Source organism: Zoogloea sp. 1C4, from assembly GCF_009469605.1.
GTDB lineage: Bacteria > Pseudomonadota > Gammaproteobacteria > Burkholderiales > Rhodocyclaceae > Zoogloea > Zoogloea oryzae.
In genome coordinates, this window is sequence record NZ_SSXU01000003.1 from 189,444 (window position 1) to 214,195 (window position 24,752).

Genomic DNA, 24,752 nt, shown 5'->3' on the forward strand with positions numbered 1-24,752 from the left:
AACACAAGTGATTTTTTGCGACGCTTCCATCAAGGGAAGACGCATGTCACACCCGGACTAGGAATCACGCAACACCCGACGGAGGATCTTGCCGACATTGCTCTTGGGCAGCTCATCCCGGAACTCGACAAACCTGGGTACCTTGTAACCTGTCAGCCCGGCCCGGCAGTGGGCGATCAGCGCCTCGGCGTTCAGGCTGGCATCCTTGCGGACGACGAAGATCTTCACCGCCTCGCCCGAATGCTCATCCGGCACGCCCAGCGCGGCCACCTCCATCACCCCGGGATGCGAGGCAACCACATCCTCGACCTCGTTGGGATAGACGTTGAAGCCGGACACCAGGATCATGTCCTTCTTGCGATCGACGATGCGGACAAAACCCTGCTTGTCGATGGTCGCCACATCGCCGGTGCGCAGGTAACCATCATGGGTGAAGGTCCGCGCGGTTTCCTCGGGGCGGTTGTAATAACCCTTCATGACCTGCGGCCCCTTCACGCACAGCTCGCCTGGCATGCCGAGGGAAACCTCGTAGCCGTCATCGTCGCGCAGGCTCACATCGGTGGATGAGATCGGCAGACCGATGGAGTGGTTGAACTCCGGCAGATCCAGCGGATTGATGCACACCGCCGGCGAGGTCTCGGTGAGGCCATAGGCTTCGGCCAGCGTCTTGCCGGTGACCTTCTTCCAGCGCTCTGCCACCGCCTGCTGAACCGCCATGCCACCACCCAGCGCCACCTTGAGCGAGGAAAAGTTGAGCTTCTCGAACTCGGGATTGTTGAGCAGCGCGTTGAACAGGGTATTCACGCCGGTGATCACGGTAAACGGATACTTGCCCAGCTCAGCCACGAAGCCCGGGATGTCCCGCGGATTGGTGATCAGGATGTTCGTCGCGCCGATCTTGAAGAAAGTCAGGCAGTTCGCGGTAAGCGAGAAGATGTGATACAGCGGCAAGGCGGTGATGATGATCTCCTCGCCTTCCTTCACGTATGGGCTGATCCAGGCGTGGGCCTGCTGCAGATTGGCCACGATGTTGCCATGGGTCAGCATCGCCCCCTTGGCAACGCCGGTGGTGCCACCCGTGTATTGCAGATAGGCGAGATCATCATGGCCGATCTGTACCGGCTGGAACGGATGGGCAGCCCCCTGACCCAGCGCATCCCGAAATGCGACACACCCCGGCAGGCTCCACGGCGGCACCATCTTCTTTACATGGCGGACCACGAAGTTGACCAGCAGCGACTTCGGAAAACCCAGCATGTCGCCAAGGCCGGTGACCACAACGTGCCGCAGGGCCTTGGTGTTGCCGATGACCTCCTGCAGCGTGTGGGCGAAGTTCTCGACGATGACAATCGCCTCGCACCCGGCGTCATTGAGCTGATGCTCAAGCTCGCGCGCGGTATACAGCGGATTGACGTTCACGACGGTGAAGCCCGCCCGCAGAATGCCAAACATCGCCACGGGATATTGCAGGCAGTTGGGCATCATCAGCGCGACCCGGGCACCCTTGGCAAGCTTCAACTCGCCCTGAAGGTAGCCGGCAAACTGCCGCGACAGCAATTCGAGATCACTGTAGCTGATGGACTTGCCCATGCAGACATAGGCGGTCCGATCGGCAAACTTCCGGACGCCCTTGTCAAAAAGATCGGCCAGCGAAGAAAACTCGCCAACATTGATTTCGGCGGGCACGCCAGGGGGATAGCTTTGCAGCCAGATCTTGTTCATTTTGTCTCCTTTGTAGTTGGTGATCGAGCCCGAGCGGAGCCATGCGCCAAAGCGCAACCCCATCGGAATCCCGCCCTCCCCAGGCGGCCCTGGCGCCCCGTGGCGCCAGCTTCCAACATACCTTTCGACAGGCGTTCAAACGCCTTGTTTTGTGGGCTGCCCACCCCCTGTGCGAGCAGCCCTGTTTCGTGCAGAACCTAGTTCAAAAAGCAGGTGCCGATCAGGCCTGATCTTCCTCGGCCGGCCAGTTCCGGATGTAGTTCTTGAGCATCCGGTTTTCGAAACTCTGCTCTTCGAGCACAGCCTTGGCCACATCGTGAAAGGACACTACGCCCATGAGCGTCGTCTCGTCCATCACCGGCAGGTAGCGCTGATGGTGTTCGACCATCTGACGACGGAGCTCGTCCATTTCCATGTTAACCGAAGCAGCGACAGGATTCTTGAGCATTGCCTGCTCGACAGGCAGAGTCTGCCACTCGGCGCCCGCCTTCTGGGTAGCGACAAGCACCTCCCGGAAGGTCAGCAAACCGACCATCGCGCCCTTGTCAAAAACGACGAGAGAACCGACATCCTGCTCAGTCATGATCGCAACAGCCTCGGAGAGGGGCTTGGCAGGCGAGACCGTAAAAAGAACCTTGCCCTTGATCGCCAGAATTTCGCTAACCAGCATTTTCTTTCCTCTGAACGGCGCGCTTACGCCTAAAACCATACTGATCCGCATGGTATTCGATTGCATGATCCTGGAAAAGCTTTCCCGGATCAGGGCTTACCCTGAGCCCGCGCTCATATTTCACGCCACGCGGAACTCAGGCAGCGCCACCCTTTCGCAGGCCGAGCCCCTGAGAAGCAATCAGCGCTCCAGGAACTTCAGCTTATCCTTCACGCCACGCCATTCATCGGCATCTGCAGGCGGCTCCTTGCGCTCGACGATAGGCGTCCAGGTCTTGGCGAGTTCGGCGTTGAGCGCGATGTAGCCCTGCTGATCCGCAGGCACATCATCCTCTGCAAAAATCGCCTCGGCCGGACATTCGGCAACGCACAGGGTGCAATCGATGCACTCATCGGGATCGATCACCAGGAAGTTGGGCCCCTCCCGGAAACAATCCACCGGACACACATCGACGCAGTCGGTGTATTTGCAGCGAATGCAATTTTCAGTAACGACATAGGTCATGGGGAACTCCTGATCTGATGGCGGTGCCAGAGATCGGCACCGACAAAAACTTGCGAAACAAGCGGTGAAAGGGTGAGGAATATACCCCATTACCTCCGCTGGTGAGACCCGCCCTCCCTCACCTCAGGCATGGCAACCGGCGGCCTGTGCTTAAATGAGACAGTGCGCACTGGCGATTGTTCGCCGGCACTGGCGGACTAACACAGAATCCCGCTGGCGGCGAGAAAAGCGCTTTTCTTGGCGAAGAATATTCGCTAGCATCCCCCTGTCCACGTGTGTTGCTAGGGCGAACCGGTCGGATTTCATCCCGGGGCGCCCCTTCCCCCCTTGCAACATCAACAACTCCCCCTATCGAGAGGAATCATGAGCGAACATATTCATTACGTCACCGATGCAAACTTCGAAGCAGAAGTTCTGCAGTCCTCCACCCCGGTGCTGGTTGACTACTGGGCCGAGTGGTGTGGCCCGTGCAAGATGATCGCGCCGATCCTGGATGACGTGGCGAAGGAATATAACGGCAAGCTCAAGGTTGCCAAGCTGAACATCGACGAAAACCAGGAAACCCCGGCCAAGTACGGTATTCGCGGCATCCCGACCCTGATGCTGTTCAAGGGCGGCAACATCGAAGCCACCAAGGTCGGCGCGCTGTCCAAGTCGCAGCTCGCGGCTTTCATTGACAGCCACCTCTAAGCAGGTTAGATTCTCTAAGTAGTCATTGACGGCACCGTCGGGGTTATTCACAGATAACCCCGGTGCCTCGTACAGTCCGAGCACTTCTGCTGCTGTACGCGTCGCGGCCACCTCGCCGCCGCCTTCTTACATCTCTTCCTTTCCCCCTCTCCCCCACCGCTGCCAGCCATGCAACTCTCGGAGCTCAAGTCTCTCCACGTCGGCCAATTGCTCGAAATGGCCATCGCCAACGAAATCGAAGGTGCCAATCGCCTGCGCAAGCAGGAGCTCGTCTTTGCGCTGCTCAAGAACCGCGCCAAGAAGGGTGAGCCGATCTACGGCGATGGGGTCATGGAGATTCTGCCGGACGGCTTTGGCTTCCTGCGATCGCCGGATACTTCGTATCTCGCGGGCACGGATGACATCTATGTCTCGCCGAGCCAGATCCGCCGGTTCAACCTGCATACCGGCGACACGGTCGAAGGGGAGATCCGCACCCCGAAAGAAGGCGAGCGCTACTTTGCGCTGGTAAAGGTCGACAAGGTCAACTTCGAGCCGCCCGAGGCTGCCAAGCACAAGATCCTGTTCGAGAACCTGACGCCACTGCATCCGAACCAGTGCCTCAAGCTCGAACGAGACATCCGGGGCGAAGAAAACATCACGTCCCGCGTGATCGACATGATCTCGCCGATCGGCAAGGGTCAACGTGGCCTTCTGGTCGCACCGCCCAAGAGCGGCAAGACCGTGATGCTGCAGCACATCGCCCATTCGATCACCTCCAACCACCCGGATGTCGTCGTAATCGTCCTGCTGATCGACGAACGCCCCGAAGAAGTGACCGAAATGCAACGCTCGGTCAAAGGTGAGGTCGTCGCCTCGACTTTCGATGAGCCCGCCATCCGGCACGTCCAGGTTGCCGAGATGGTCATCGAAAAAGCCAAGCGGCTGGTCGAGCACAAGAAGGATGTGGTCATCCTTCTCGACTCCCTCACCCGCCTGGCCCGCGCATACAACACGGTCGTGCCTGCATCCGGCAAAGTTCTGACGGGCGGCGTGGACGCAAACGCACTGCAAAAACCGAAGCGTTTCTTCGGTGCCGCACGGAACATCGAAGAAGGTGGCTCGCTCACCATCATCGCGACCGCCCTCATCGACACCGGCAGCCGCATGGATGACGTGATCTATGAGGAGTTCAAGGGCACCGGCAACATGGAAATCCACCTTGACCGCCGCATGGCCGAAAAGCGCGTCTATCCGGCAATCAACGTGAACCGCTCCGGCACTCGTCGTGAAGAGCTGCTGCTCAAGTCCGACATCCTTCAGAAGGTCTGGGTGCTGCGCAAACTTCTTTACGGCATGGACGACATCGATGCGATGGAGTTCCTCCTTGACAAGATCAAGGCGACCAAGAACAACGGCGAGTTTTTCGACGCCATGCGCCGGGGCTGATCAAGCTCTCGACCGGTCGCCCCAAACGACAAGGCCTCGCAAATCGCGAGGCCTTGTCGTTTTATCTTCTGCAAATCAGTTCAGCACCAGTTAGTCAGGCTTCCATCCTGTTGATTTCATCCGACGTACGCTGAAAGAACAGCGTAGACAGACTCGATGCGGCACAGACCAGCCAGAACCCGAAGAAGCCGATGGAGTAGGTCGCCACCCCCGAAAAATGTACTGGCGCACCAAACAGGTATAGCTCCTGCGGATTGATTACCGTGAAGAAAATGACCTCGGCGACACCTGCAACGAGGAACGACGGCCACAAGACCTGAATCACTTTCAACATACAAACCTCCTGACGGCAGACCTGCACTGACACCACAACATCACGAAGACGATGCGGCCTGAAAGACCGAAGTAAAAAAATCCTTCAAACCGCAGTACCGCAAAAATCAGTCAACCGGCTTGAGATCAGCAGAATCCAGCCGAACTTCGGTCTCCGTCGGCAAAAATGCGGAGCCGGACAAACGCCAAGTGCGGGACTCATCCTCAAGCAGCACCTTCCAGTGAGCGCTGGTGATGGCGGTATCGACAACGCCACTGTATCTCCCATCGCGACGCTCAAGAACGAATTTCTGATCCATCCCGCTCTTGGTAGGGTGAGCCAATGTCAAGAAAAGCCTCTCGGGCAACGCAACACCGGCCTTCGACTCAAGCACGACACCAACTTCTTCCGAGCTGAACTTGACCGTACCGACGAGCCCGCTATCGCGCGCGGCCACAACCTTGGCCAAGGTCTGGTTGATGGCCAGACCTTGCTTGTAATAGTCGTCTGCCACCAGGCCATCAAACGACGTAATGGCCAGCCAGAGCGTGATGAACCCTGCGACAACGGCCGTGGCCGGCATCAACATCAGTAACCACGTCCAACGTTCCTTGTACCAGGGCTTTGATTGCTGCGCTGCTTGCATAGTACTCACATTCAGATAGTTCTAAAGGTTCTTGCCCCACAGGGACGAAAGCGGGCTCATGAACGCCAGCACTCAGATCCGACGCTTCAATATAACCGGAATTCGAATCTCGGGAGCGCTGAAACGAAAACAGCAACGATCAACCGAGTCGAGAAAAATTGAACCGAGATCTCCGACGCGGTTCGGGCCACCCGCGCAGTTACGACGGAGATGACTCCGCACGACACATTCAAAATCGAGGTCAGCCCCACCAAGTCACCAAGCGTGGCTGTCAGGATAGAGCAGCTCCATTATCGACGTCTGAACACCTCTGCCTGTTGAGATGATGAAACCAACCTGGGGCCTTTACGCAACCAAACCCAAGGCGCCACATTTTGGTCTGGTCCAAATTGAAAAAGCCCCCCGGGAGAACCCGGGGAGCTTTTGATCAGCATACCGTCTGCAGATGTGATTACTTCGCTTCTGCCGGCGCAGCCTTCGAGAGACTCATCACGTAAGCGGCAAGCAGATGCACTTTGTCTTCACCCAAGAAGTCCTTGAATGCAGGCATCTGATTGGAACGACCATTAGTGACGGTCTCGATGATCGTTGCTTCAGCAGAACCGTACAGCCAGGTCTTGTCGGTCAGGTTCGGTGCGCCAAGAGCAGGCGTACCCTTGGCGTCAGCACCGTGACAGGCGGCGCAGTTCTGAGCAAAAAGCTCCTTGCCCTGCTGAGCGCGCAGCGAGTCGTGGGCCAGACCAGACAGCGAACGGACGTAGTTGGCGACGTTCTTGACACCATCAGCACCGAGCGCCGGACCAAACGGGGGCATCATGCCCTGACGGCCGCCGAGGATCGTGGTGCGGATGGTTTCCGGCTCACCACCATACAGCCAGTCGCTGTCAGTGAGGTTCGGGAAGCCCTTGGCACCCTTGGCATCAGCACCGTGACACTGAGCGCAATAGGTCAGGAACAGACGCTGCCCCATCGCATTGGCTTCCTTGTCACCAGCAACCGCGTTCAGATCCATGCTGCGGAACTTCGCAAAGATCGGCCCGTACTTTTCGGCAGCAGCTTTTTGCTCATCAGCCCACTGCTTGCCGGAAGACCAGCCGAACTTGCCCTGATTGTTGCCAAAACCCGGGTACATGGCCAGATAGACGATCGCGAAAACGATCGTGATCCAGAACATGTACATCCACCAACGCGGCAGCGGGTTGTTGTACTCCTGAAGGGTTTCATCCCAAATGTGGTCGTGCAGCCCCACGGGGCCGGACGTACGCTTGGTGGTGTTCGAAAGCAGCACGAACACACAGAACCCGATGCTCAGGAACACCAACACCATAACGTAGGCGTTCCAGAAACCGCTAACAAAGTCAGCCATTTTTATTTCCTTCCTTGGTTTGCCGTGCCCCTTCGGGAGCAGGCAAGTCGTCCTCGCTGAACGGCAGGAGTGCCGCCTCGTCAAACCCCTTGCGCGCACGACTGCTATATGCCCAAAGCGTGATCCCGATGAAGCAAACCAACGCCAGAACCGTTACAACTGCACGTGCGTCATTGATATCCAAGGTCAGACTCCTGCGTTCTCAGAATGGTTACCTGGCGGTTCAGCTACCCGCCTTGCCGGACGCCTCAGCCGCACCTTGAGCCGGAGCAGCCGGCTCAGCAGCAGGTGCAGGCTCGGCCGCAGCAGCCGGCGCAGGCGCCGGTGCAGCCTTCCCAGCGCTCAGCGCGGTGCCGAGACCCTGAAGGTAAGCGATGACGGCCTCCAGTTCGGTCTTGCCTTCGAGGGCCTTGCGGGCACCCTGGATGTCCTCGTCGCTGTAGGGCACACCCAGCTTGCGCAACGTCGCCATCTTGTCTTCGATGTCGTCGATCTTGGCCGGGCGGTCAAGCCACGGGAAAGCCGGCATGTTGGACTCGGGCACCACGTCGCGCGGGTTCAGCAGGTGGATACGATGCCACTGGTCCGAGTAACGGCCGCCGACCCGGTGCAGATCCGGGCCGGTACGCTTGGAGCCCCACTGGAACGGCCGGTCGTAAACATATTCGCCTGCGACGGAGTAGTGGCCATAACGCTCGGTCTCGGCGCGGAAGGGGCGGATCATCTGCGAATGGCAGTTGTAGCAGCCTTCACGAACGTAAATATCGCGCCCCACCAGGCGGACGGGGTCATAGGGCTTGAGCCCTTCGACCGGGGTGGTGGTCGAGTGCTGGAAGAACAGCGGAACGATCTCCACCAGGCCACCCACGCTCACGGTGAGCAGCGTGAGGACCATGAGCAGGCCGACCTTGCGTTCGATGATGTCGTGATTCGATTGAGCCATGATTATTTTTCCTCCCGATCAGGCGTGCGCGCCGGCAGGTGCCAGCACCGGAGCGTTGTAGGCCTTCTGACCGGCGATCGTCTTCACCATGTTGTAGAACATGATCAGCATGCCGGTCAGGAACAGCACGCCGCCCACGACACGGATGGTCCAGAACGGGTAGCTGGCCTTGACGGACTCGACGAAGGAGTAGGTCAGGGTGCCGTCCGGGTTGGTGGCACGCCACATCAGGCCCTGCATCACGCCGGAGATCCACATGGAAGCGATGTAGAGCACGACACCGATGGTCGCGACCCAGAAGTGGGTGGTCACCAGCTTCATGGAGTACATCTCGGTCTTGCCGTACATGCGCGGGATCAGGTAGTACATGGAGCCGATGGACACCATCGCAACCCAGCCCAGCGCACCGGAGTGCACGTGGCCGACGGTCCAGTCAGTGTAGTGGGACAGGGCGTTGACCGTCTTGATGGACATCATCGGACCTTCGAAGGTCGACATGCCGTAGAAGGACAGCGAGGTGATCAGGAACTTCAGGATCGGGTCGGTGCGCAGCTTATGCCAGGCGCCGGACAGGGTCATGATGCCGTTGATCATGCCGCCCCAGGACGGTGCAAGCAGGATCAGGGAGAAGACCATGCCCACGGACTGGGTCCAGTCGGGCAGCGCGGTGTAGTGGAGGTGGTGCGGGCCCGCCCACATGTAGGTGAAGATCAGCGCCCAGAAGTGCACCACCGACAGACGGTAGGAGTACACCGGACGACCCGCCTGCTTCGGCACGAAGTAGTACATCATACCGAGGAAGCCGGCGGTCAGGAAGAAGCCCACGGCGTTGTGGCCGTACCACCACTGGACCATCGCATCCTGCACGCCCGCGTAGGCGGAGTAGGACTTCATGCTGGACAAAGAGATCGGCAGTGCTGCGCTATTAACCAGGTGCAGCAGGGCGACGGTGATGATGAAGGCGCCGTAGAACCAGTTCGCCACGTAGATGTGGGTGGTCTTGCGGATGCCGATGGTGCCGAAGAACACGATGGCGTAGGAGACCCACACCACGGTGATCAGGATGTCGATCGGCCACTCGAGCTCGGCATACTCCTTGGATGAGGTGTAACCGAGCGGCAGGGTAATCGCCGCAAGCAGGATGACCAGCTGCCAGCCCCAGAAGGTGAAGGCAGCAAGGCCCGGGGCGAACAGCGTGGTGTGGCAGGTGCGCTGGACGCAGTAGTACGACGTTGCAAAGAGAGCACAGCCACCGAACGCAAAGATCACCGCGTTGGTGTGGAGCGGGCGGAGCCGTCCGAAGTGCAGCCATTCGGCAACGTTCAATTCGGGCCACACGAGCTGTGCTGCGGCGATGACGCCGACCAGCATGCCCACGATACCCCATACCACCGTCATGATGGCGAACTGCCGCACGACTTTATAGTTGTAAGTCTGCGATTGCATGTGAGTCACCTCAAGAAAAGAAAACAAAACCCCCCATCCCCACCGGAAAGACGGAGCACCGGCAGGCTTCGCGGAAGGATACCCCGCGATTAGGGCGACATTTTGACACAGATCAACTTCATTGCAGCGCGGCACGGCGAATCTCTTTGTGGCGTGAGGCTTTCCGCCTGATTTCAGCGCTCTGAAAAATGGTGTTTCGGGGAAAATCTGGATGCACGTCATTGACGGATCCCGATGCGCCGTGCTGCCACCCATAACCGACCATCAGTTTTTTACGAACAATATTTGCTGACAATGTTGATTTTATTTATCCAGCGATCGCGCTAAGCTTCAACGGAGTCACCCACAACAGGAGCTTCCATGAAATCCCTCGCCCTTCTGACTGCCACGCTGGCCCTCGGTCTCACCCTGATCTCCGGCGATGCAGACGCAGCCAAACGTTTTGGCGGCGGAAAATCTTCTGGTATGCAGCGCCAGGAAATGAACCAACCCCACGCGACCAACGCGACGCCCGCCACGCCGGCCCAGGCCCCGGGCGCAGCTGCTGCCCCGGCCCGCACCCAGCAGGCTGGCGCACCTGCCGCCCCCCAGGCCCAGCCCAAGCGCTCCTGGATGGGCCCGCTAGCCGGGCTCGCCGCAGGCATCGGTCTCGCGGCCCTTGCCTCGCACTTCGGCTTTGGTGAAGAACTCGCGTCCATGATGACGATGGCCCTGATCGCGTTTGCGGTCATCGCGCTCATCGGGTTCTTCATGCGCAAGCGTGCCCAGCCTCAGCAGCCGGCACTGGCAGGTGCAGGCGGGATGCAATACACCGGCCACAACGCCGAGCAGCCTGCGATTCAGCCGGCGCCTGTTGCCGGTGGTAGCGCCGCGGCGGCTGCCGTTGCCAGCACCCTGCCGGCCGACTTCGACGCCGAAGGCTTCGCCCGCAACGCCAAGGTCAACTTCATCCGGCTGCAGGCTGCCAACGATTCACGCAATCTCGAGGACATCCGCGAGTACACCACGCCGGAACTGTTCGCCGAGATCAAGATGAACTGGATGGAGCAAGGCAGTGCGCCGCAGAAGACCGATGTGGTCTCGCTGAACGCCGAGGTGATCGACGTCACCGAGGAAGCCGGCCGCTACATCGTCAGCGTGCGCTTCACTGGCCTGCTGCGCGAAGAAGCGAACGCAGCGCCGGAACCCATCGACGAGATCTGGCACCTCACCAAGCCCCTTACCGGCGACGCTGGCTGGGTTGTTGCCGGCATCCAGCAAGCCCACTAAGAGCCACGCCCCCGCCGACGTCAAAAGCGCCGCGCGGGGGCGCATCCGGCCTCGTTAAAGCTCGCTACAAATTCAGAAGTTGCGGCGCGGCCCTGGTGGATCGCCGTACGCACCGCCCTCTCCCAAGAGCCCGCCCCACCTGACCGACCTCCCGACGCGGGGCCCTCTTACATATATATATGTAGAGAGACGATCGCCCCGCCCTACTCCGGATCCATGATCCCGGTTTCCAGCGATTCAAAACCCGTCTTCGCAGCCTCCGAGATGGCCAGCACGCAGGGATGCGTGAGGCGTCGCTCGACCGAAATCGCGTAGTACTCCACCCTAACCTCTGACGCCCGGCCTAGCAGCACAAGATCGCCGTCGGCAAGCGTCTCCTGTTCGATCGCCGTTGGCACCGCGAACGCGCCCACCCCGGCGCGCCCGAAGGCTGTCATCAACGCGGTGTCGTCAAATTCGCCAACGATGCGCGGACGAAGGCGCTTGCGATCGAGCCATTCGAGCAGCTTCCGCCGGATGGCCGAATCGTCGCCGGGCAGCAGGGCCGGCAGATCAGCGATGCATTCGGGAAAGGTCCACGACGCATCGCCCACCAGCGCGCGCGCAGCAAAAAAGCTCAGGCCGGAATCGCCAAGCCGGTGGTTGTAGGCCCGCACATCGACGGAAGGCGGGATCGGCGAGTCGGCGATCACCAGATCCAGGCGGTGAATGGCGAGCTCCGCCAGCAGGCGGTCGAGACGCCACTCGCGGCAGATGATGCGCACCGGATCAGCGGGATTCACCGCCGGGCGCAACAGCCGGTACGCCAGTGACTTGGGCACCGCGTCGGACACCCCGACACGGAACTCCGCCGGCCGACCCTTGGGGTAGTGGCGCAGTGCCTGCTCGAGCTCTGCGCCCAAAGTGAATATCTCGTCGGCGTACTCCATCGCCAGCCGCCCGGCCGGGGTGAGTTCCAGCGAGCGGCCATCGCGGGAGAACAGCTGGGTGTCGAGGCTTTCCTCCAGCAGCCGGATCTGCCCGCTGATGGTCTGCGGGGTGATGTGCAGGGCCTCGCCCGCCTTGACGACGCCGCCACTGCGGGCGGTCTTCCAGAAGTAGAACAAGTGTTTCAGATTCATGCCGGGCTCCGTGCTGGCGCAAACGATTCGGGATTCTCGAATCATTCCTTCTCATATTGCGACTTTATTTTACGCCTTGACGAACCTAGAGTTAAATCCTGATCCAGATCACCGGAGCCATCCCATGGAAATCCATATCAAGACTATCGGCCTGCCCGGCGCCAAGAAGCTCCGGAGCATCGCCACCGCGCGCATCGGCGCGGCCCTCGGCCGCGTCGGCCATGCCGTCCAGTCCGTCACCATCCGCCTGAGCGGCATGCACAAGCCACTGGGCGTCGCCGACAAGCTGTGCCGGGTCGTCATCCAGATGAAAGGACGCTTCGTCGTGTTCGAAGAACTGGGTCCGGACGCGGGGCGTGTCATCGAGCGGGCTGCGGCCCGAGTCCAGTCGGCCATCGCCAGCCAGGCAGGCGCCCACGAAGCAGGCCGTACCGCACTGCCCGCCTGACGCCAGACGCCGGCATTTCCGGATAAAATCGCGGGCCGAACGCCATCTGCGGGACACGACGCCCGCCATGCCTCCATGCTCAGAATCTCCGAACTCCGGCTCCCCCTCGATCATGCGGCCGAGGCCCTGCCCGCCGCCATCGTCCAGCGCCTTGGCATCAAGCCCGCCGACCTCCTCGACTTCAAGGTGTTCAAGCGCAGCTACGATGCGCGCAAGAACCAGTCGCTGTCCTTCATCTACATCATCGACGCCGAAGTGCAGAACGAAGCGGCGCTGCTGAAGAAGTTCGCTGGCGACCTCCATGTCAAGCCGTCGCCCGACACCGAGTACCACTTCGTCGGCCATGCCCCGGCCAACTTTACCAACCGCCCGGTGGTGATCGGGTTTGGCCCGTGCGGGATCTTCGCCGCGCTGGTGCTGGCCCAGATGGGTTTCCGGCCGATCGTGCTGGAGCGCGGCAAGGCCGTGCGTGAGCGCACCCAGGACACCTGGGGCCTGTGGCGCAAGAACAACCTCAACCCCGAATCCAACGTGCAGTTTGGTGAGGGCGGCGCTGGCACCTTCTCGGACGGAAAGCTCTACAGCCAGATCAAGGACCCGCGCCACCTGGGCCGCAAGGTGCTCACCGAATTCGTGAAGGCCGGCGCGCCCCCCGAGATCCTCTACGTGGCGAAGCCCCACATCGGCACATTCCGGCTGGTGGGCATGGTCGAGACCATGCGTGCCGAGATCATCGCCCTGGGCGGCGAGATCCGCTTCCAGCAGCGCGTGACCGACATCGTCATCGAAGACGGTCAGGTGCGAGGCGTGAAGACAGCCGCCGGCGACGAGATCCTGGCCGACCACGTGGTGCTGGCCCTCGGCCACTCGGCGCGGGACACCTTCGAGATGCTCCACGACAAGGGCGTGTTCATGGAAGCCAAGCCCTTCTCGGTGGGCTTCCGGATCGAGCACCCCCAGTCGCTCATCGACAAGGCCCGCCTCGGCCCCCACGCCGGCCATCCGCTGCTCGGCGCAGCCGACTACAAACTGGTGCACCACGCCTCCAACGGCCGGGCGGTGTACAGCTTCTGCATGTGCCCGGGCGGCACGGTGGTGGCCGCCACGTCGGAGCCCAACCGGGTCGTCACCAACGGGATGAGCCAGTATTCCCGCAACGAGCGCAACGCCAACGCGGGCATCGTCGTCGGGATCACGCCCGAGGATTACCCGGGCGGCCCGCTGGCCGGCATCGAATTCCAGCGCAAGCTGGAGAGCCGCGCCTTCGAACTGGGCGGCGGCACCTACGAGGCGCCGGCCCAGCTTGTCGGCGATTTCCTGCAGGGCAAGCCATCCACCAAGCTGGGCAGCGTCGAGCCCTCGTACAAGCCGGGCGTGCATCTTGGCGACCTCGCCAGCGCCCTGCCCGACTACGCGATCCAGGCGATCCGCGAGGCCATCCCGGCCTTCGACCGCCAGATCCGCGGCTTCGACCTCTACGACGCGGTGCTCACCGGCGTCGAGACGCGCACCTCGTCGCCGCTGCGCATCACCCGCGGCGAAAACCTGCAGAGCCTGAACGTGAAAGGTCTTTACCCGGCCGGCGAAGGCGCGGGCTACGCGGGGGGGATTCTGTCGGCGGGGGTGGACGGCATACGGGTTGCCGAAGCCGTGGCCGAGGATCTGCTCAAGCCGGCCTGAGCGGCCAGCCGCGGATCAGCGGTTGACGAAACTACGGAAGGTGTTCGGGCGACCGAGCACCAGCCGGCCGAATTCGTCGAGCATCGCCGGGCCGATGGATTCGGGCAGCAGGGCACAGGTGGCAAAACCGAGGCGCTCGAGGTTGCGCGACTCCATGACCACCTGCTGACGCTCGAAATCGGCCCGCCACACCACCCGCACCGTGATCTCGTCCGGGATGCGGAAGCTGGCGTACTCGAGTTCGCGCTGACTATTGCGGCGCTCGGTGCATTCAAAACGCAGCCCCAGATCGAAGAGCACCTGCCGGAGCCGCTCGATGCCGCTGCCGGAGCGATCCAGCGTCCGCTCGCCGGGGCCTTTCAGGGTGAAGCCCAGGGTGACCCGCTCGATGCGGCCGCCATCGCTTTCGGACTGGGTGCGGAAATCGGCGAAGCCTTCGAGCCAGGTGAGATCGCGGAAGGCGTCGTCGGCACCCAGGAAGTAATAGTCGCGCCCGATGCGGGGCTTGAGGTAATTCAGCTGCGTTGTCAGATCGTGGAAGTAGTCGAACATCGAGCGCAGACGGCGATCCAGGCTGTCCCGCGCGGCGTCGACGCGACGAGTCAGGTCATCGGCCCGGCGCTGGCTGATGACCACTTCATCCTTGATCTGTTCGAGAAGCCCGCCGCCCAGGGGGCGATGCGCCGGGGGCGGCGCCTCGACGGGTGCAGCCGGCAACGGCTGGCTGCAGGACGACGCCTCGACGGAAACCCGCGGCGCAGGCGTGGATTCGGCCTCGAAACACACCTGCGGCAGCGCCTCCGGAAACTGGGTGGTGGACACCCGCAACCCGTTGGCCCTGGCGTCGATTTCCTGCACCCGCTGGCGTGCCGCTTCTATGTCGAACGAAGCGATATCGGCCAGCAGCGCCTCAGCCTCGGCGTCCAGCTGATCGGCATTGCCATGAACCACGCGGAGATTCGATTGCTTTCGGCGCACAGGCGACGATCCGACATGTAACAAAGGATGACATTATCCTTCGCCACCTTCCCGGCCGGCAAGTACCCCGATCAACAACTCGCAAAATATGACGCAAGCCCGGTGACAACCGCTGGCTGACGCCCGATTCCTCCACCGCAACCACCACATCGCGACCAGGCCGGCAAGCCGCATGGCGACTCGCCGGCCGTCACGTTCAGGCCTTCATCATCAGGCCGGCACGGAGCTCCGGATGAGGTGATCGAAGGCACCCAGCGACGCCTTCGCGCCCTCGCCCATGGCGATGATGATCTGCTTGTAGGGCACGGTGGTGCAGTCGCCCGCCGCGAAGACGCCCGGCACCGAGGTCTGGCCCTTGGCATCGACGATGATCTCGCCGCGGTCCGACAGCTCGACCACGCCCTTCAGCCAGTCGGTGTTGGGCAGGAGGCCGATCTGCACGAAGATGCCTTCGAGCTCGACGAGGTGCTCGCTGCCGCTCACCCGGTCCTTGTAGCGGATGCCGTTCACCTTCTGACCGTCTCCGGTCACTTCGGTGGTCTGGGCGGACTTGATCACCGTGACGTTGGGAAGGCTGTAGAGCTTGGTCTGGAGCACCGCGTCGGCGCGCAGGGTGTCGGCAAACTCGAGCAGCGTCACATGGGAGACGATGCCGGCCAGGTCGATGGCCGCCTCGACACCCGAGTTGCCGCCGCCGATCACTGCCACGCGCTTGCCCTTGAAGAGCGGGCCGTCACAGTGGGGGCAGAAGCACACGCCCTTGGCCTTGTACTCCTTCTCGCCCGGCACGTTCATCTCGCGCCAGCGGGCGCCGGTGGAGAGGATCACCGACTTGCTCCTGAGGGTCGCGCCGTTTTCCAGTTCAATCTCGATGAGCGAGCCCGGAACGAGCTTCTTCGCCTTCTGCAGATTCATCAGATCCACGTCGTACTGTTTGACGTGCTGCTCCAGCGCCGCCGCGAGCTTGGGCCCTTCGGTTTCCTTCACGGAGATGAAGTTCTCGATGCCGAGGGTGTCCATCACCTGACCGCCGAAGCGCTCGGCCACCACGCCGGTGCGGATGCCCTTGCGGGCCGCGTAGATGGCCGCAGCCGCGCCGGCCGGGCCGCCGCCGATCACCAGCACGTCGTACGCTGCCTTGGCGGAGAGCTCTTCGGCGGCGCGGGCGGACGCGCCGGTATCCACCTTGGCGAGGATTTCCTCGACGGTCATGCGGCCCTGACCGAAGTTCTGGCCGTTGAGGAACACCGTGGGCACCGCCATGATCTGGCGCTCATTGACGAGATCCTGGAACAGCGCGCCGTCGATCATCGTGCTGGTGACGCCGGGGTTGAGCACGGCCATCAGGTTGAGGGCCTGCACCACGTCCGGGCAGTTGTGGCACGACAGGGAGATGAAGGTCTCGAACTCGAACTTGCCGGGCAGCGCCTTGATCTGGTCGATCACCGCCTGCTCCACCTTGGGCGGATGGCCGCCAGTCTGCAGCAGCGCGAGGATCAGCGAGGTGAACTCGTGGCCCATCGGGATGCCGGCGAAGTGGATGCGCGGCGCCTGGCCGGGTTCGGCCACGCCGAAGGACGGGCGCAGGGCGTGCTGGCCGTCCTCACGCAGCGTGACCCGGTTGGAGAGCTCGGCGATATCGACGAGCAGGCCGCGCAGCTCCTGGGCCTTGGCGCTGTCGTCGAGCGAGGCGACCAGCTCGATCGGGCGCTGCAGTTTTTCGAGGTAGGCCTTGAGTTGGGTCTTGATGTTGGCGTCGAGCATGATGCGTCCTTTCGTGCGTTGCTTTCGGTGTGTTCGTTGATTCCAGGGAATCCCATCGCCAAACACTACCCCGGCGGGGCAATGCTTGACGCTGGAATCCGCACCGGGGCGGGCTTCCGCCCGGCGGGAGGGGTTTCAGCGATGATCGATCAGATCTTGCCGACCAGATCGAGGGACGGCGCCAGGGTGGCTTCGCCCTCCTTCCACTTGGCGGGGCAGACTTCGCCCGGATGGGTCGCCACGTACTGGGCGGCCTTCACCTTGCGGAGCAGCTCGGAAGCGTCGCGGCCGATGCCCAGGTCGTGGATCTCGGCGACCTTGATCTCACCTTCCGGATTGACCACGAAGGTGCCGCGGAGCGCCAGGCCGGCGTCGGCGATCAGCACATCGAAGTTCCTGGCGATGGCGTGGGTCGGGTCGCCGATCATCGGGTAGTTGATCTTCTTGATCGTCTCCGACGCGTCGTGCCAGGCCTTGTGGGTGAAGTGGGTGTCGGTGGAAACCGAGTACACCTCGACGCCGAGCTTCTGGAATTCCGGGTACAGATCGGCCACGTCGCCGAGCTCGGTCGGGCAGACAAAGGTGAAGTCGGCGGGGTAGAAGAAGAAGATCGACCACTTGCCCTTCACCGTCTCGTCGGTGACGGTGACGAACTTGCCATTGTGGTAGGCCTCGGCCTTGAAGGGTTTGATCTGGGTGTTGATGATTGCCATTTCGTTAGCTCCTGTGCGTTCAAAAAGAGGACAGGACGAATGGTAGAGATACGCGAACGATTGTTCTAATTGATTATAGAAATCAAGTCGATTGTTACTATCTATCCATCAACACCAACGGAGCCGCAGCACCTCAGCCCCCCGTCGGGCCGTCGATGGGCAGCCGCACGTTGAAGGTGGTGCCCTTGCCTGGCTCGCTGAGCACCTTGATCGAGCCCCCATGCCGCTGGACGATTCCCCACGACAGCGACAGGCCGAGGCCCGTGCCCTTGCCCACCGGCTTGGTGGTGTAGAAGGGCTCGAAGATCTGCGACAGCTTGTCGGGCTCGATGCCCGAGCCGGTGTCCGTCACGCTGATCTGCACGCCATTGTCGCTGGTGCACTCGGTGCGCACGGTGATCTGCCCCTCGCCCTCGATGGCCTGGGCGGCGTTGACCACCAGGTTCATGAACACCTGGTTGAGCTGGGACGGGATGCAGCGGATGTGGGGCAGCTCGCCGTATTCCTTGACCAGCTTGCAGTGATACTTGAACTCGTTGCGGGCGATGTTGAGGGTCGAGTCCAGCCCCGCATGCACGTCGGCCCACACCCATTCTGAATCGCCGGAGTGGGAGAAGCCCTTCAGGTCGGCCACGATCTGGCGCACCCGATCCACCCCGTCCCGGGTCTCGGCGACGAGGCCGGAGACATCCTCCCGCAGAAAGTCGAAATCGATGCGCCGCAGGTGGGCCCGCACATCGGCCAGAATGGCCTCGGCGTCGCGCCCGCCCGGGTTTTCGGCGCACAGGGTCGCAACGGCCAGCAGATCCTGCAGATAGCGCGCCAGGGCGCTGAGGTTGGACGCCACAAAGCCGATCGGGTTGTTGATCTCGTGGGCGATGCCCGCCGAGAGCTGGCCGATAGAGGCCATCTTCTCGGACTGCAGCAGCTGCATCTGGGCCACCTCCAGCTGTCGGGCGCCCTCCTCCATCTGGCTGACCATCGTGCGGTTGGTGACGCGCAGGCTGTCGCGCACCTCCTTGGCGTCGAGCTGGGCGCGGATGCGCGACAGGGCGATCGCCGAGCGCACCGGCTTGTGCAGGAAATCCGCCGCGCCCAGCTCGAAGCCGCGCAGCTCGCTGTCCTCGTCGTGGAGCGCGGTGACGAAGATCACCGGGATGTAGCGCGTCGCCTCGTCGGCCTGGAGCTGGCGCAGCACCTCGTAGCCATCCATGCCGGGCATCATCACGTCTAGCAGGATCAGATCGGGCTGAGGCCGGCTGCCGGCAATCCGCAGCGCCTCCGCGCCGCTGTCCGCCAGACGGATCCGGTAGAAAGGCCGCAGCATTTCACCCAGCGTGCGCAGGTTGGTCGAGTTGTCATCGACGATCAGAATGACTTTCATGGTCCGGATCAGGCCTGTTTCGGTACGTCAAGAAGCGCGGGCAGTACGTTGATTTTCACTCGGTCACTCCCTAGATTTGGGCGAACACCTGTCGCAGGCACTCGCGAGCTGCCGAGAACCGAAGCTCACCGACCAGCCGGCCCACCTCGTCGAAATCTGACTCCATAACGGTTCCGGCGACCAAAGTCTTCAGTTCACGAAACCGTTCGATGGCATCGAAATCGCTCGACTGGAGCAGATGGTCGAGTTCGTCCACCACCACGCCCAGCCGGTCGCCGTCCAGGGTGCGCAGCGTTTCGTCGGGTTCGGCGGGCCCGGACTCGACCGGGGCGGGCGGCAGCCAGCGCTGCAGCACGCCCACCAGCGCCTCCAGCATCACCGGCTTGGTGACGAAATCGTCCATCCCGGCGGCCATGCAGGCTGCCCGGCTCTCGGCAAATGCGTCGGCGGTGAGCGCCACAATCGGCAGGCGGCGGCCGGTTCCGGCCTCGCGGCGGCGGATCTCGGCGGTCGTCGCCAGGCCATCCATCACCGGCATCTGCACGTCCATCAGCACCAGATCGGGGGATGCACCCTGGGCGAGCAGATCGAGGCACTCCTGGCCGTTGGCCGCCGTAACCACCCCGACGCCGCGGGAGGCGAGCTGCGAGCGGACCACCCGGCGGTTGGTGGCGTTGTCTTCCACCAGCAGCACCTGCCCCCCCATGCTGACCGGCGCCCGCTGCACCGGTGCATGCTGGACGACCGGCGCCGCAGGCGCGTCGCCCACCGCCGCGCGGATGCGGAACCAGAAGCGCGCGCCTTCACCGGCGCGGCTGGACAGGCCCACCGAACCGCCCATCAGTTCGGCAAGGCTGCTGACGATGGACAGCCCCAGCCCGGTGCCGCCGTGCTGGCGGGTCGCCGAGCTGTCGGCCTGGGAGAAGGGGTGGAACATCAGGTGCTGCTTGTCCTCCGGCACCCCGATGCCGGTGTCGGTCACCGCGAACTCGAGGGTCGCCTCGTCGCCGAGCGCCTCCACCTGAAACGCTTCGACACGCACGCTGCCGGCATCGGTGAACTTGACGGCGTTGCCCACCAGATTGGCCAGCATCTGCACCAGCCGCTGGCGATCGGCCACGTAGGCGCCGGCCTCAGGCCCGCCCCACTGCACGCTGAGCACAAGCCCCTTGCGCCGGGCAGGCTCGGCGAACAGGCTCATCACCTCCTGGAGCACGCCGGCCACTTCGAGCCGTGCCGGGTTGAGCCTGAGCTTGCCCGCCTCGATCTTCGAGAAATCCAGGATGTCGTTGAGCAGGCCGAGCAGCACATGCCCGGAGCTCATGATGACCTGGGCGTAATCCTGCCTTTCCGGCTCGCTCACCCCCTGACGCATCAAGAGCTGCGCCATGCCGAGAATGCCGTTCATGGGGGTGCGCAGTTCATGGCTCACGGTGGCCAGGAAGCGGCTCTTGGTCATGCTCGACTGCTCGGCCGTCTCCCGCGCCGCAATCAGCTGGATCTGCTGGGTGATGTCCTGGATCACCTGCACATAGGCGTCCTCGTCGCCCCACGACACCATCGAGGCCGAGACGATGACCTCGATCTCCGAACCATCCCTGCGGCGATGACGGCAACGGGGCAGGTCGTCGCCCGCTCCGTGCCCGGCCTTTGGCTCGCGGCACGAAACGGCGTCGCCATCGGCCAGGATGTCGTCCAGGGTCATCGCGAGGAAAGCCTCCCTCGACCAGCCGTAGTGCTCCACCGCCTTGTCGTTCACCATCAGGAAGCGCCGGCTGCCCGCGGCGATCTGCCACATGGGCAGCGGACTGTCATTGAACAGCCGCTGGTAGCGGTCCTCGCTGGCCTGGAGCGCCGCGTTCTTGCGCTGGATGAGCGCCGAGCGGCCCGTCATGCCCAGCATGAGCACCTGCATCAGGAAGGCAAAGGTGAGCCCCACCACCCCCATCGCCCACACCATGAGCGGCCGGTTGTGCTGGAAGTAACCCCGGCCCGGATACACCGACAGCTGCCACTTGCGATCGCCCACAGGCAGCATTGCCGACCAGCGGCTCGCCCGCTCGGGCACCACCTCGTCGTCGACGATCTGGTCGGAACTGAACAGCACTCCCTGTCCGGCCGGCATGCCCGCATCCGTGAGCTGCAGTGCGATTCCGTCGGGGATGTGGTCGCGGGTCGCAATGTCCACCATCTCGTCGGCCTTGATCACCGCCACCGCAAACCCGCTCGGCCGGGCAACACCGCCGACCGCCAGCGGATTCTCCATGTTGCGCACTGGCAGCAGTTCGAGCACGCTGGCGCGACGCTGCTGTTCCTGGACGAGCTTGAGCGGCTTCGTCACCGCCATCCCGCCAAGCGCCAGCGCCCGGTTGATCGCCTCCCGACGGGTCGGCTCCGAATAGATGTCGAAACCCAGCGCGGGCCGATTGGTGGCCAGGGGCACGATGTAGCGCACGGCCACGTAGTCGGGCCGCTCCCCGGCACGGCGCAGCGCGCCTGCCCCATCCTTCTCGGTGATCTGGAACGCGTTGTTCATCGACAGCGCGGCCACCGCCTTCTCGTAGGCCACGCGATGCTCATGGGGGACAAAATCGTTGAAGCTCAGGGCGTGGATGTCCTGGTGGCCCTCCAGGGTGATCCGGGTGAACTGCTCGAACTGCCGAAACGTGAAGGCCGGCGTCGCCTCGATGAAATTGCGCAGCGAGGCCAGCACCTCCCGGTGGGCCACCACCCGGTCGGCGATGCGCTTGGCAATCGCCTGGCCGTCGGCCTGAAGCTGGTTCTGCTGGGCCTGCCGCTCCCACTGGGCAACGCCGTAGAAAGCCAGCGCCACCAGGCCGCCGGTGAGCAGGGTCGGCCCGATGATCCGGCGACGCCGATCCCGCCACGGCCCTTCGTGCCTGTTGAAGTAGCACAGGAACAGCGGCGCAAAGACGATCACGCCAACCGAATCGCCCACGTACCAGTTCCACCACGCAAACAGGTAATCGGAGTAGTTGATCACCCCCAGCCCGTAAAGCCCTGTCACGCACAGGGACGAGGAGATCAGGGTGCTGATCACTCCCCCGAGGAGGAGGAAACGCACCACATCCCGTTCCGACTCCAGCTCCCGCCAGTGCTCGCCCATCACGCGGGAGATCAGCCATGCACCGGCGCCAGCCTGCATCGCCGCGCCGGTACCGATCAGCGCGGCGATGGACAGGGACAACGAATCCGGCTTGCCGCTCAGCCAGGCATTGATCAGGTTGAGCAGCGCCGAACCGAACCACACCGCCACCAGCGCCGGCCGGCCCAGGTGGAGCATTCCCGCCAGCGCCAGCCCAGCCGACGGAAACATCGGGCTGGCGTACCCGGGCGCGACCGCAAGCAGCAGGCTGAAGCCTCCGAGCCCCACATAGGCCAGGGCCATCAGGGCAGTACGGCGCAAGACATCGGCAACGCGCATGGGGCGAACGCTCTCGATTTTATTGATTTTGTTATTTTATAATAATTTTTAACAAAATAGATGATTTGTTTCGCATGACCTTTACGGCAGCCCTGTGGAATAAGTCACACAAACGGCCGCCCCGCCCCGGCGTTTCATCACCGAAGGCAGGACGGCGCATGCAGGAGCCAGCCCTGTTCAACGGCACACCAGCCGTAAATCCTGAGTCCACCATCGACCAGCCCCGCGCCGATGGGGATTTCGAGGACGCGCGGATGAATCCCGACGGCTGTCAGACCCGGCTGTAGATTTCCGCGCCCTTCTTCACAAACTCCACCGCCTTGGTCTCCATACCCTTCTCCAGCGCCTCGGCTTCGGCGATGCCCTGGGCGGCGGCGAAGTCGCGCACGTCCTGGGTGATCTTCATGGAGCAGAAGTGCGGGCCGCACATGGAGCAGAAGTGGGCGACCTTGGCCGATTCCTTGGGCAGGGTCTCGTCGTGGAAAGATTTCGCCTTGTCCGGGTCGAGCCCCAGGTTGAACTGGTCGTCCCAGCGGAACTCGTAGCGGGCTTTACTGAGCGCGTTGTCGCGGATCTGCGCGCCCGGGTGGCCCTTGGCCAGATCCGCCGCGTGGGCGGCCAGCTTGTAGGTGATGATGCCTTCCTTCACGTCGTTCTTGTCCGGCAGGCCCAGGTGCTCCTTGGGGGTGACGTAGCAGAGCATCGCGGTGCCGTACCAGCCGATCATCGCGGCGCCGATGCCGCTGGTGATGTGGTCGTAACCGGGGGCGATGTCGGTGGTCAGCGGGCCGAGGGTGTAGAACGGGGCTTCCTTGCAGTGCTTGAGCTGCAGGTCCATGTTCTCCTTGATCATGTGCATCGGCACATGGCCCGGGCCTTCGATGATGGTCTGCACGTCGTGCTTCCAGGCGATGTCGGTGAGCTCACCCAGGGTTTCGAGTTCGCCCAGCTGCGCGTCGTCGTTGGCGTCGTAGATGGAGCCCGGGCGCAGGCCGTCACCGAGGCTGAAGGCCACGTCGTAGGCCTTCATGATTTCGCAGATGTCCTCGAAGTGGGTGTAGAGGAAGCTCTCCTTGTGATGGGCGAGGCACCACTTGGCCATGATCGAGCCGCCGCGGCTGACGATGCCGGTCATGCGGTTGGCGGTCATGGGGATGTAGCGCAAGAGCACACCGGCGTGGATGGTGAAGTAGTCCACGCCCTGTTCGGCCTGCTCGATGAGGGTGTCCCGGAAGATCTCCCAGGTGAGCTCCTCGGCCTTGCCGTTCACCTTCTCGAGCGCCTGGTAGATGGGCACGGTGCCGATGGGCACGGGCGAGTTGCGGATGATCCACTCGCGGGTTTCGTGGATGTTCTTGCCGGTGGACAGATCCATCACCGTGTCGCCACCCCAGCGGGTGGCCCAGGTCATCTTGTCCACTTCCTCGTTGATGGACGAGCCGAGCGCCGAGTTGCCGATGTTGGCGTTGATCTTCACCAGGAAGTTGCGGCCGATGATCATCGGCTCGGACTCGGGGTGGTTGATGTTGTTGGGGATGATGGCGCGGCCGCGGGCCACTTCGGAGCGCACGAACTCGGGGGTGATCTCGGCGGGGATGGCCGCGCCGAAGTCCTGGCCCTTGTGCTGGCGGCCCAGCAGCTTGACCATTTTCTCGCCCATCGGGCCGGTATTGCGGAGGTTCTCGAGGTAGGCGGCGCGGTTGAGGTTCTCGCGGATCGCCACGTATTCCATCTCGGGGGTGATGATGCCCTGACGGGCGTAGTGCATCTGCGAGACGTTGGCACCGGCCTTGGCGCGACGGGGCTTGCGGTGCAGGCCGGGGAAGCGGAGTTCATCCAGGGCCGGGTCGGCGGCGCGGGCGCGGCCGTATTCGGAGGTGAGATCCGGCAGCACCTCGGTGTCGCCACGCTCTTCGATCCAGCCCTGGCGGAGCGCCGGCAGGCCGGAGCGGATGTCGATCCTGGCGGCCGGGTCGGTGTAGGGGCCGGAGCAGTCGTAGACGTAGATCGGCGGGTTCTTCTCGCCACCAAAGCCGGTCGGGGTGTCGGCCTGGCTGACTTCGCGCATCGGCACGCGGATGTCCGGGCGCGAGCCTTCGACGTAGATCTTGCGGGAGTTGGGCAGCGGGGCAACGGCAGCCTCGTCCACGTGGGCAGACGCGGCGAGGAATTTATCGTGGGCGTTCATGAAAGTCTCCGTGGGTGTTAAGCGGTCGGGGAAG

The 24,752-nt window shown here is 62.8% G+C and carries 21 protein-coding genes and 1 pseudogene; 6 read left to right on the forward strand and 16 right to left on the reverse strand.

Going from position 1 to position 24,752, the window contains the following annotated elements; all coding sequences use genetic code 11:
* Positions 1-57: 57 nt before the first annotated feature.
* The 3 genes from GH681_RS05285 to fdxA all read right to left on the reverse strand — a co-directional run bounded on the left by GH681_RS05285 (position 58) and on the right by fdxA (position 2,896).
* Positions 58-1,722 carry a long-chain-fatty-acid--CoA ligase gene (locus GH681_RS05285; RefSeq protein ID WP_153160508.1) on the reverse strand — a complete coding sequence of 555 codons (1,665 nt, stop codon included), beginning with the start codon at positions 1,720-1,722 and terminating at the stop codon, positions 58-60.
* 220 nt (positions 1,723-1,942) lie between these two features.
* Positions 1,943-2,392 (reverse strand): CBS domain-containing protein, encoded by a 450-nt coding sequence (locus GH681_RS05290; RefSeq protein ID WP_153160509.1) that lies wholly within the window; start codon positions 2,390-2,392, stop codon positions 1,943-1,945.
* 180 nt (positions 2,393-2,572) lie between these two features.
* A complete protein-coding gene (fdxA, locus tag GH681_RS05295) occupies positions 2,573-2,896 on the reverse strand; it encodes a ferredoxin FdxA (protein ID WP_153160383.1) in 324 nt (107 codons plus the stop codon).
* Between the two features lie 363 nt (positions 2,897-3,259).
* Here fdxA and trxA point away from each other — a divergent pair, with 363 nt between their 5' ends.
* Both trxA and rho read left to right on the forward strand, forming a co-directional pair.
* Positions 3,260-3,586, forward strand: a complete 327-nt coding sequence (gene trxA, locus GH681_RS05300; RefSeq protein ID WP_153160384.1) for a thioredoxin TrxA — start codon at positions 3,260-3,262, stop codon at positions 3,584-3,586.
* A 168-nt stretch (positions 3,587-3,754) separates the two neighbouring features.
* A complete protein-coding gene (gene rho / locus GH681_RS05305; RefSeq protein ID WP_153160385.1) occupies positions 3,755-5,014 on the forward strand; it encodes a transcription termination factor Rho in 1,260 nt (419 codons plus the stop codon).
* A gap of 94 nt (positions 5,015-5,108) precedes the next feature.
* Here the strand turns inward: rho and GH681_RS05310 are convergent, their stop codons facing one another.
* From GH681_RS05310 to ccoN, 6 genes and pseudogenes are all read right to left on the reverse strand, one after another.
* On the reverse strand, positions 5,109-5,348 hold the full coding sequence (locus GH681_RS05310) for a hypothetical protein (protein WP_153160386.1): 240 nt from the start codon (positions 5,346-5,348) through the stop codon (positions 5,109-5,111).
* A 106-nt stretch (positions 5,349-5,454) separates the two neighbouring features.
* A complete protein-coding gene (locus GH681_RS05315) occupies positions 5,455-5,973 on the reverse strand; it encodes a FixH family protein (RefSeq protein WP_153160387.1) in 519 nt (172 codons plus the stop codon).
* Between the two features lie 451 nt (positions 5,974-6,424).
* Positions 6,425-7,339: a cytochrome-c oxidase, cbb3-type subunit III gene (ccoP, locus tag GH681_RS05320; RefSeq protein ID WP_153160388.1), complete on the reverse strand. Its 915-nt coding sequence runs from the start codon at positions 7,337-7,339 to the stop codon at positions 6,425-6,427.
* Positions 7,332-7,523: a cbb3-type cytochrome c oxidase subunit 3 gene (locus tag GH681_RS05325; protein ID WP_153160389.1), complete on the reverse strand. Its 192-nt coding sequence runs from the start codon at positions 7,521-7,523 to the stop codon at positions 7,332-7,334. The genes ccoP and GH681_RS05325 overlap by 8 nt, the downstream gene beginning before the upstream one ends.
* A 147-nt stretch (positions 7,524-7,670) precedes the next feature.
* Positions 7,671-8,282: pseudogene (gene ccoO / locus GH681_RS05330) on the reverse strand (cytochrome-c oxidase, cbb3-type subunit II); the annotation flags it as partial.
* An 18-nt stretch (positions 8,283-8,300) separates the two neighbouring features.
* The gene (gene ccoN, locus GH681_RS05335) at positions 8,301-9,728 is read right to left on the reverse strand and encodes a cytochrome-c oxidase, cbb3-type subunit I (protein WP_153160391.1); all 1,428 of its coding nucleotides are present in this window, start codon (positions 9,726-9,728) and stop codon (positions 8,301-8,303) included.
* Between the two features lie 360 nt (positions 9,729-10,088).
* Between ccoN and GH681_RS05340 the strand changes: the two genes are divergently transcribed.
* Positions 10,089-10,997 (forward strand): Tim44 domain-containing protein, encoded by a 909-nt coding sequence (locus tag GH681_RS05340; RefSeq protein ID WP_153160392.1) that lies wholly within the window; start codon positions 10,089-10,091, stop codon positions 10,995-10,997.
* A gap of 203 nt (positions 10,998-11,200) precedes the next feature.
* Here the strand turns inward: GH681_RS05340 and nhaR are convergent, their stop codons facing one another.
* Positions 11,201-12,118: a transcriptional activator NhaR gene (nhaR, locus tag GH681_RS05345; protein WP_153160393.1), complete on the reverse strand. Its 918-nt coding sequence runs from the start codon at positions 12,116-12,118 to the stop codon at positions 11,201-11,203.
* A 124-nt stretch (positions 12,119-12,242) separates the two neighbouring features.
* Here nhaR and GH681_RS05350 point away from each other — a divergent pair, with 124 nt between their 5' ends.
* Both GH681_RS05350 and GH681_RS05355 read left to right on the forward strand, forming a co-directional pair.
* Entirely contained in the window at positions 12,243-12,566 is a 324-nt protein-coding gene (locus GH681_RS05350; RefSeq protein ID WP_153160394.1) for a hypothetical protein, read from the forward strand.
* 75 nt (positions 12,567-12,641) lie between these two features.
* Positions 12,642-14,246, forward strand: a complete 1,605-nt coding sequence (locus GH681_RS05355) for an NAD(P)/FAD-dependent oxidoreductase (RefSeq protein WP_153160395.1) — start codon at positions 12,642-12,644, stop codon at positions 14,244-14,246.
* A gap of 15 nt (positions 14,247-14,261) precedes the next feature.
* Here GH681_RS05355 and GH681_RS05360 read toward each other — a convergent pair whose 3' ends face one another.
* The 5 genes from GH681_RS05360 to GH681_RS05380 form a co-directional block, all read right to left on the reverse strand.
* On the reverse strand, positions 14,262-15,197 hold the full coding sequence (locus tag GH681_RS05360; protein WP_153160396.1) for a hypothetical protein: 936 nt from the start codon (positions 15,195-15,197) through the stop codon (positions 14,262-14,264).
* A gap of 237 nt (positions 15,198-15,434) precedes the next feature.
* Positions 15,435-16,988, reverse strand: a complete 1,554-nt coding sequence (gene ahpF, locus GH681_RS05365; RefSeq protein ID WP_153160397.1) for an alkyl hydroperoxide reductase subunit F — start codon at positions 16,986-16,988, stop codon at positions 15,435-15,437.
* 149 nt (positions 16,989-17,137) lie between these two features.
* A complete protein-coding gene (gene ahpC / locus GH681_RS05370; protein ID WP_153160398.1) occupies positions 17,138-17,701 on the reverse strand; it encodes an alkyl hydroperoxide reductase subunit C in 564 nt (187 codons plus the stop codon).
* A 133-nt stretch (positions 17,702-17,834) separates the two neighbouring features.
* The gene (locus tag GH681_RS05375) at positions 17,835-19,085 is read right to left on the reverse strand and encodes an ATP-binding protein (protein WP_153160399.1); all 1,251 of its coding nucleotides are present in this window, start codon (positions 19,083-19,085) and stop codon (positions 17,835-17,837) included.
* A 70-nt stretch (positions 19,086-19,155) separates the two neighbouring features.
* Complete coding sequence (locus tag GH681_RS05380) at positions 19,156-22,530, reverse strand: CHASE domain-containing protein (RefSeq protein WP_153160400.1); 3,375 nt, start codon at positions 22,528-22,530, stop codon at positions 19,156-19,158.
* Positions 22,531-22,688: 158 nt separating this feature from the next.
* On the opposite strand from GH681_RS05380, the gene GH681_RS23930 reads away from it, so the two are divergent.
* Positions 22,689-22,817, forward strand: a complete 129-nt coding sequence (locus GH681_RS23930; RefSeq protein WP_255425179.1) for a hypothetical protein — start codon at positions 22,689-22,691, stop codon at positions 22,815-22,817.
* On the opposite strand, the gene thiC is transcribed toward GH681_RS23930, so the two are convergent.
* On the reverse strand, positions 22,802-24,718 hold the full coding sequence (thiC, locus tag GH681_RS05385; RefSeq protein ID WP_153160401.1) for a phosphomethylpyrimidine synthase ThiC: 1,917 nt from the start codon (positions 24,716-24,718) through the stop codon (positions 22,802-22,804). The genes GH681_RS23930 and thiC overlap by 16 nt on opposite strands.
* Positions 24,719-24,752: the final 34 nt, after the last annotated feature.

Bases quoted from the DNA above. Each gene is read 5' to 3' on its own strand.
- GH681_RS05375 (WP_153160399.1), bottom strand. From the start codon at position 19,085: ATGAAAGTCATTCTGATCGTCGATGACAACTCGACCAACCTGCGCACG.
- ahpC (WP_153160398.1), bottom strand. From the start codon at position 17,701: ATGGCAATCATCAACACCCAGATCAAACCCTTCAAGGCCGAGGCCTAC.
- ccoN (WP_153160391.1), bottom strand. From the start codon at position 9,728: ATGCAATCGCAGACTTACAACTATAAAGTCGTGCGGCAGTTCGCCATC.
- ccoP (WP_153160388.1), bottom strand. From the start codon at position 7,339: ATGGCTGACTTTGTTAGCGGTTTCTGGAACGCCTACGTTATGGTGTTG.
- GH681_RS05285 (WP_153160508.1), bottom strand. From the start codon at position 1,722: ATGAACAAGATCTGGCTGCAAAGCTATCCCCCTGGCGTGCCCGCCGAA.
- GH681_RS05380 (WP_153160400.1), bottom strand. From the start codon at position 22,530: ATGCGCGTTGCCGATGTCTTGCGCCGTACTGCCCTGATGGCCCTGGCC.
- GH681_RS05290 (WP_153160509.1), bottom strand. From the start codon at position 2,392: ATGCTGGTTAGCGAAATTCTGGCGATCAAGGGCAAGGTTCTTTTTACG.
- thiC (WP_153160401.1), bottom strand. From the start codon at position 24,718: ATGAACGCCCACGATAAATTCCTCGCCGCGTCTGCCCACGTGGACGAG.
- GH681_RS23930 (WP_255425179.1), top strand. From the start codon at position 22,689: ATGCAGGAGCCAGCCCTGTTCAACGGCACACCAGCCGTAAATCCTGAG.
- trxA (WP_153160384.1), top strand. From the start codon at position 3,260: ATGAGCGAACATATTCATTACGTCACCGATGCAAACTTCGAAGCAGAA.
- GH681_RS05355 (WP_153160395.1), top strand. From the start codon at position 12,642: ATGCTCAGAATCTCCGAACTCCGGCTCCCCCTCGATCATGCGGCCGAG.
- ahpF (WP_153160397.1), bottom strand. From the start codon at position 16,988: ATGCTCGACGCCAACATCAAGACCCAACTCAAGGCCTACCTCGAAAAA.
- GH681_RS05340 (WP_153160392.1), top strand. From the start codon at position 10,089: ATGAAATCCCTCGCCCTTCTGACTGCCACGCTGGCCCTCGGTCTCACC.
- GH681_RS05315 (WP_153160387.1), bottom strand. From the start codon at position 5,973: ATGCAAGCAGCGCAGCAATCAAAGCCCTGGTACAAGGAACGTTGGACG.
- rho (WP_153160385.1), top strand. From the start codon at position 3,755: ATGCAACTCTCGGAGCTCAAGTCTCTCCACGTCGGCCAATTGCTCGAA.
- nhaR (WP_153160393.1), bottom strand. From the start codon at position 12,118: ATGAATCTGAAACACTTGTTCTACTTCTGGAAGACCGCCCGCAGTGGC.
- GH681_RS05350 (WP_153160394.1), top strand. From the start codon at position 12,243: ATGGAAATCCATATCAAGACTATCGGCCTGCCCGGCGCCAAGAAGCTC.
- fdxA (WP_153160383.1), bottom strand. From the start codon at position 2,896: ATGACCTATGTCGTTACTGAAAATTGCATTCGCTGCAAATACACCGAC.
- GH681_RS05310 (WP_153160386.1), bottom strand. From the start codon at position 5,348: ATGTTGAAAGTGATTCAGGTCTTGTGGCCGTCGTTCCTCGTTGCAGGT.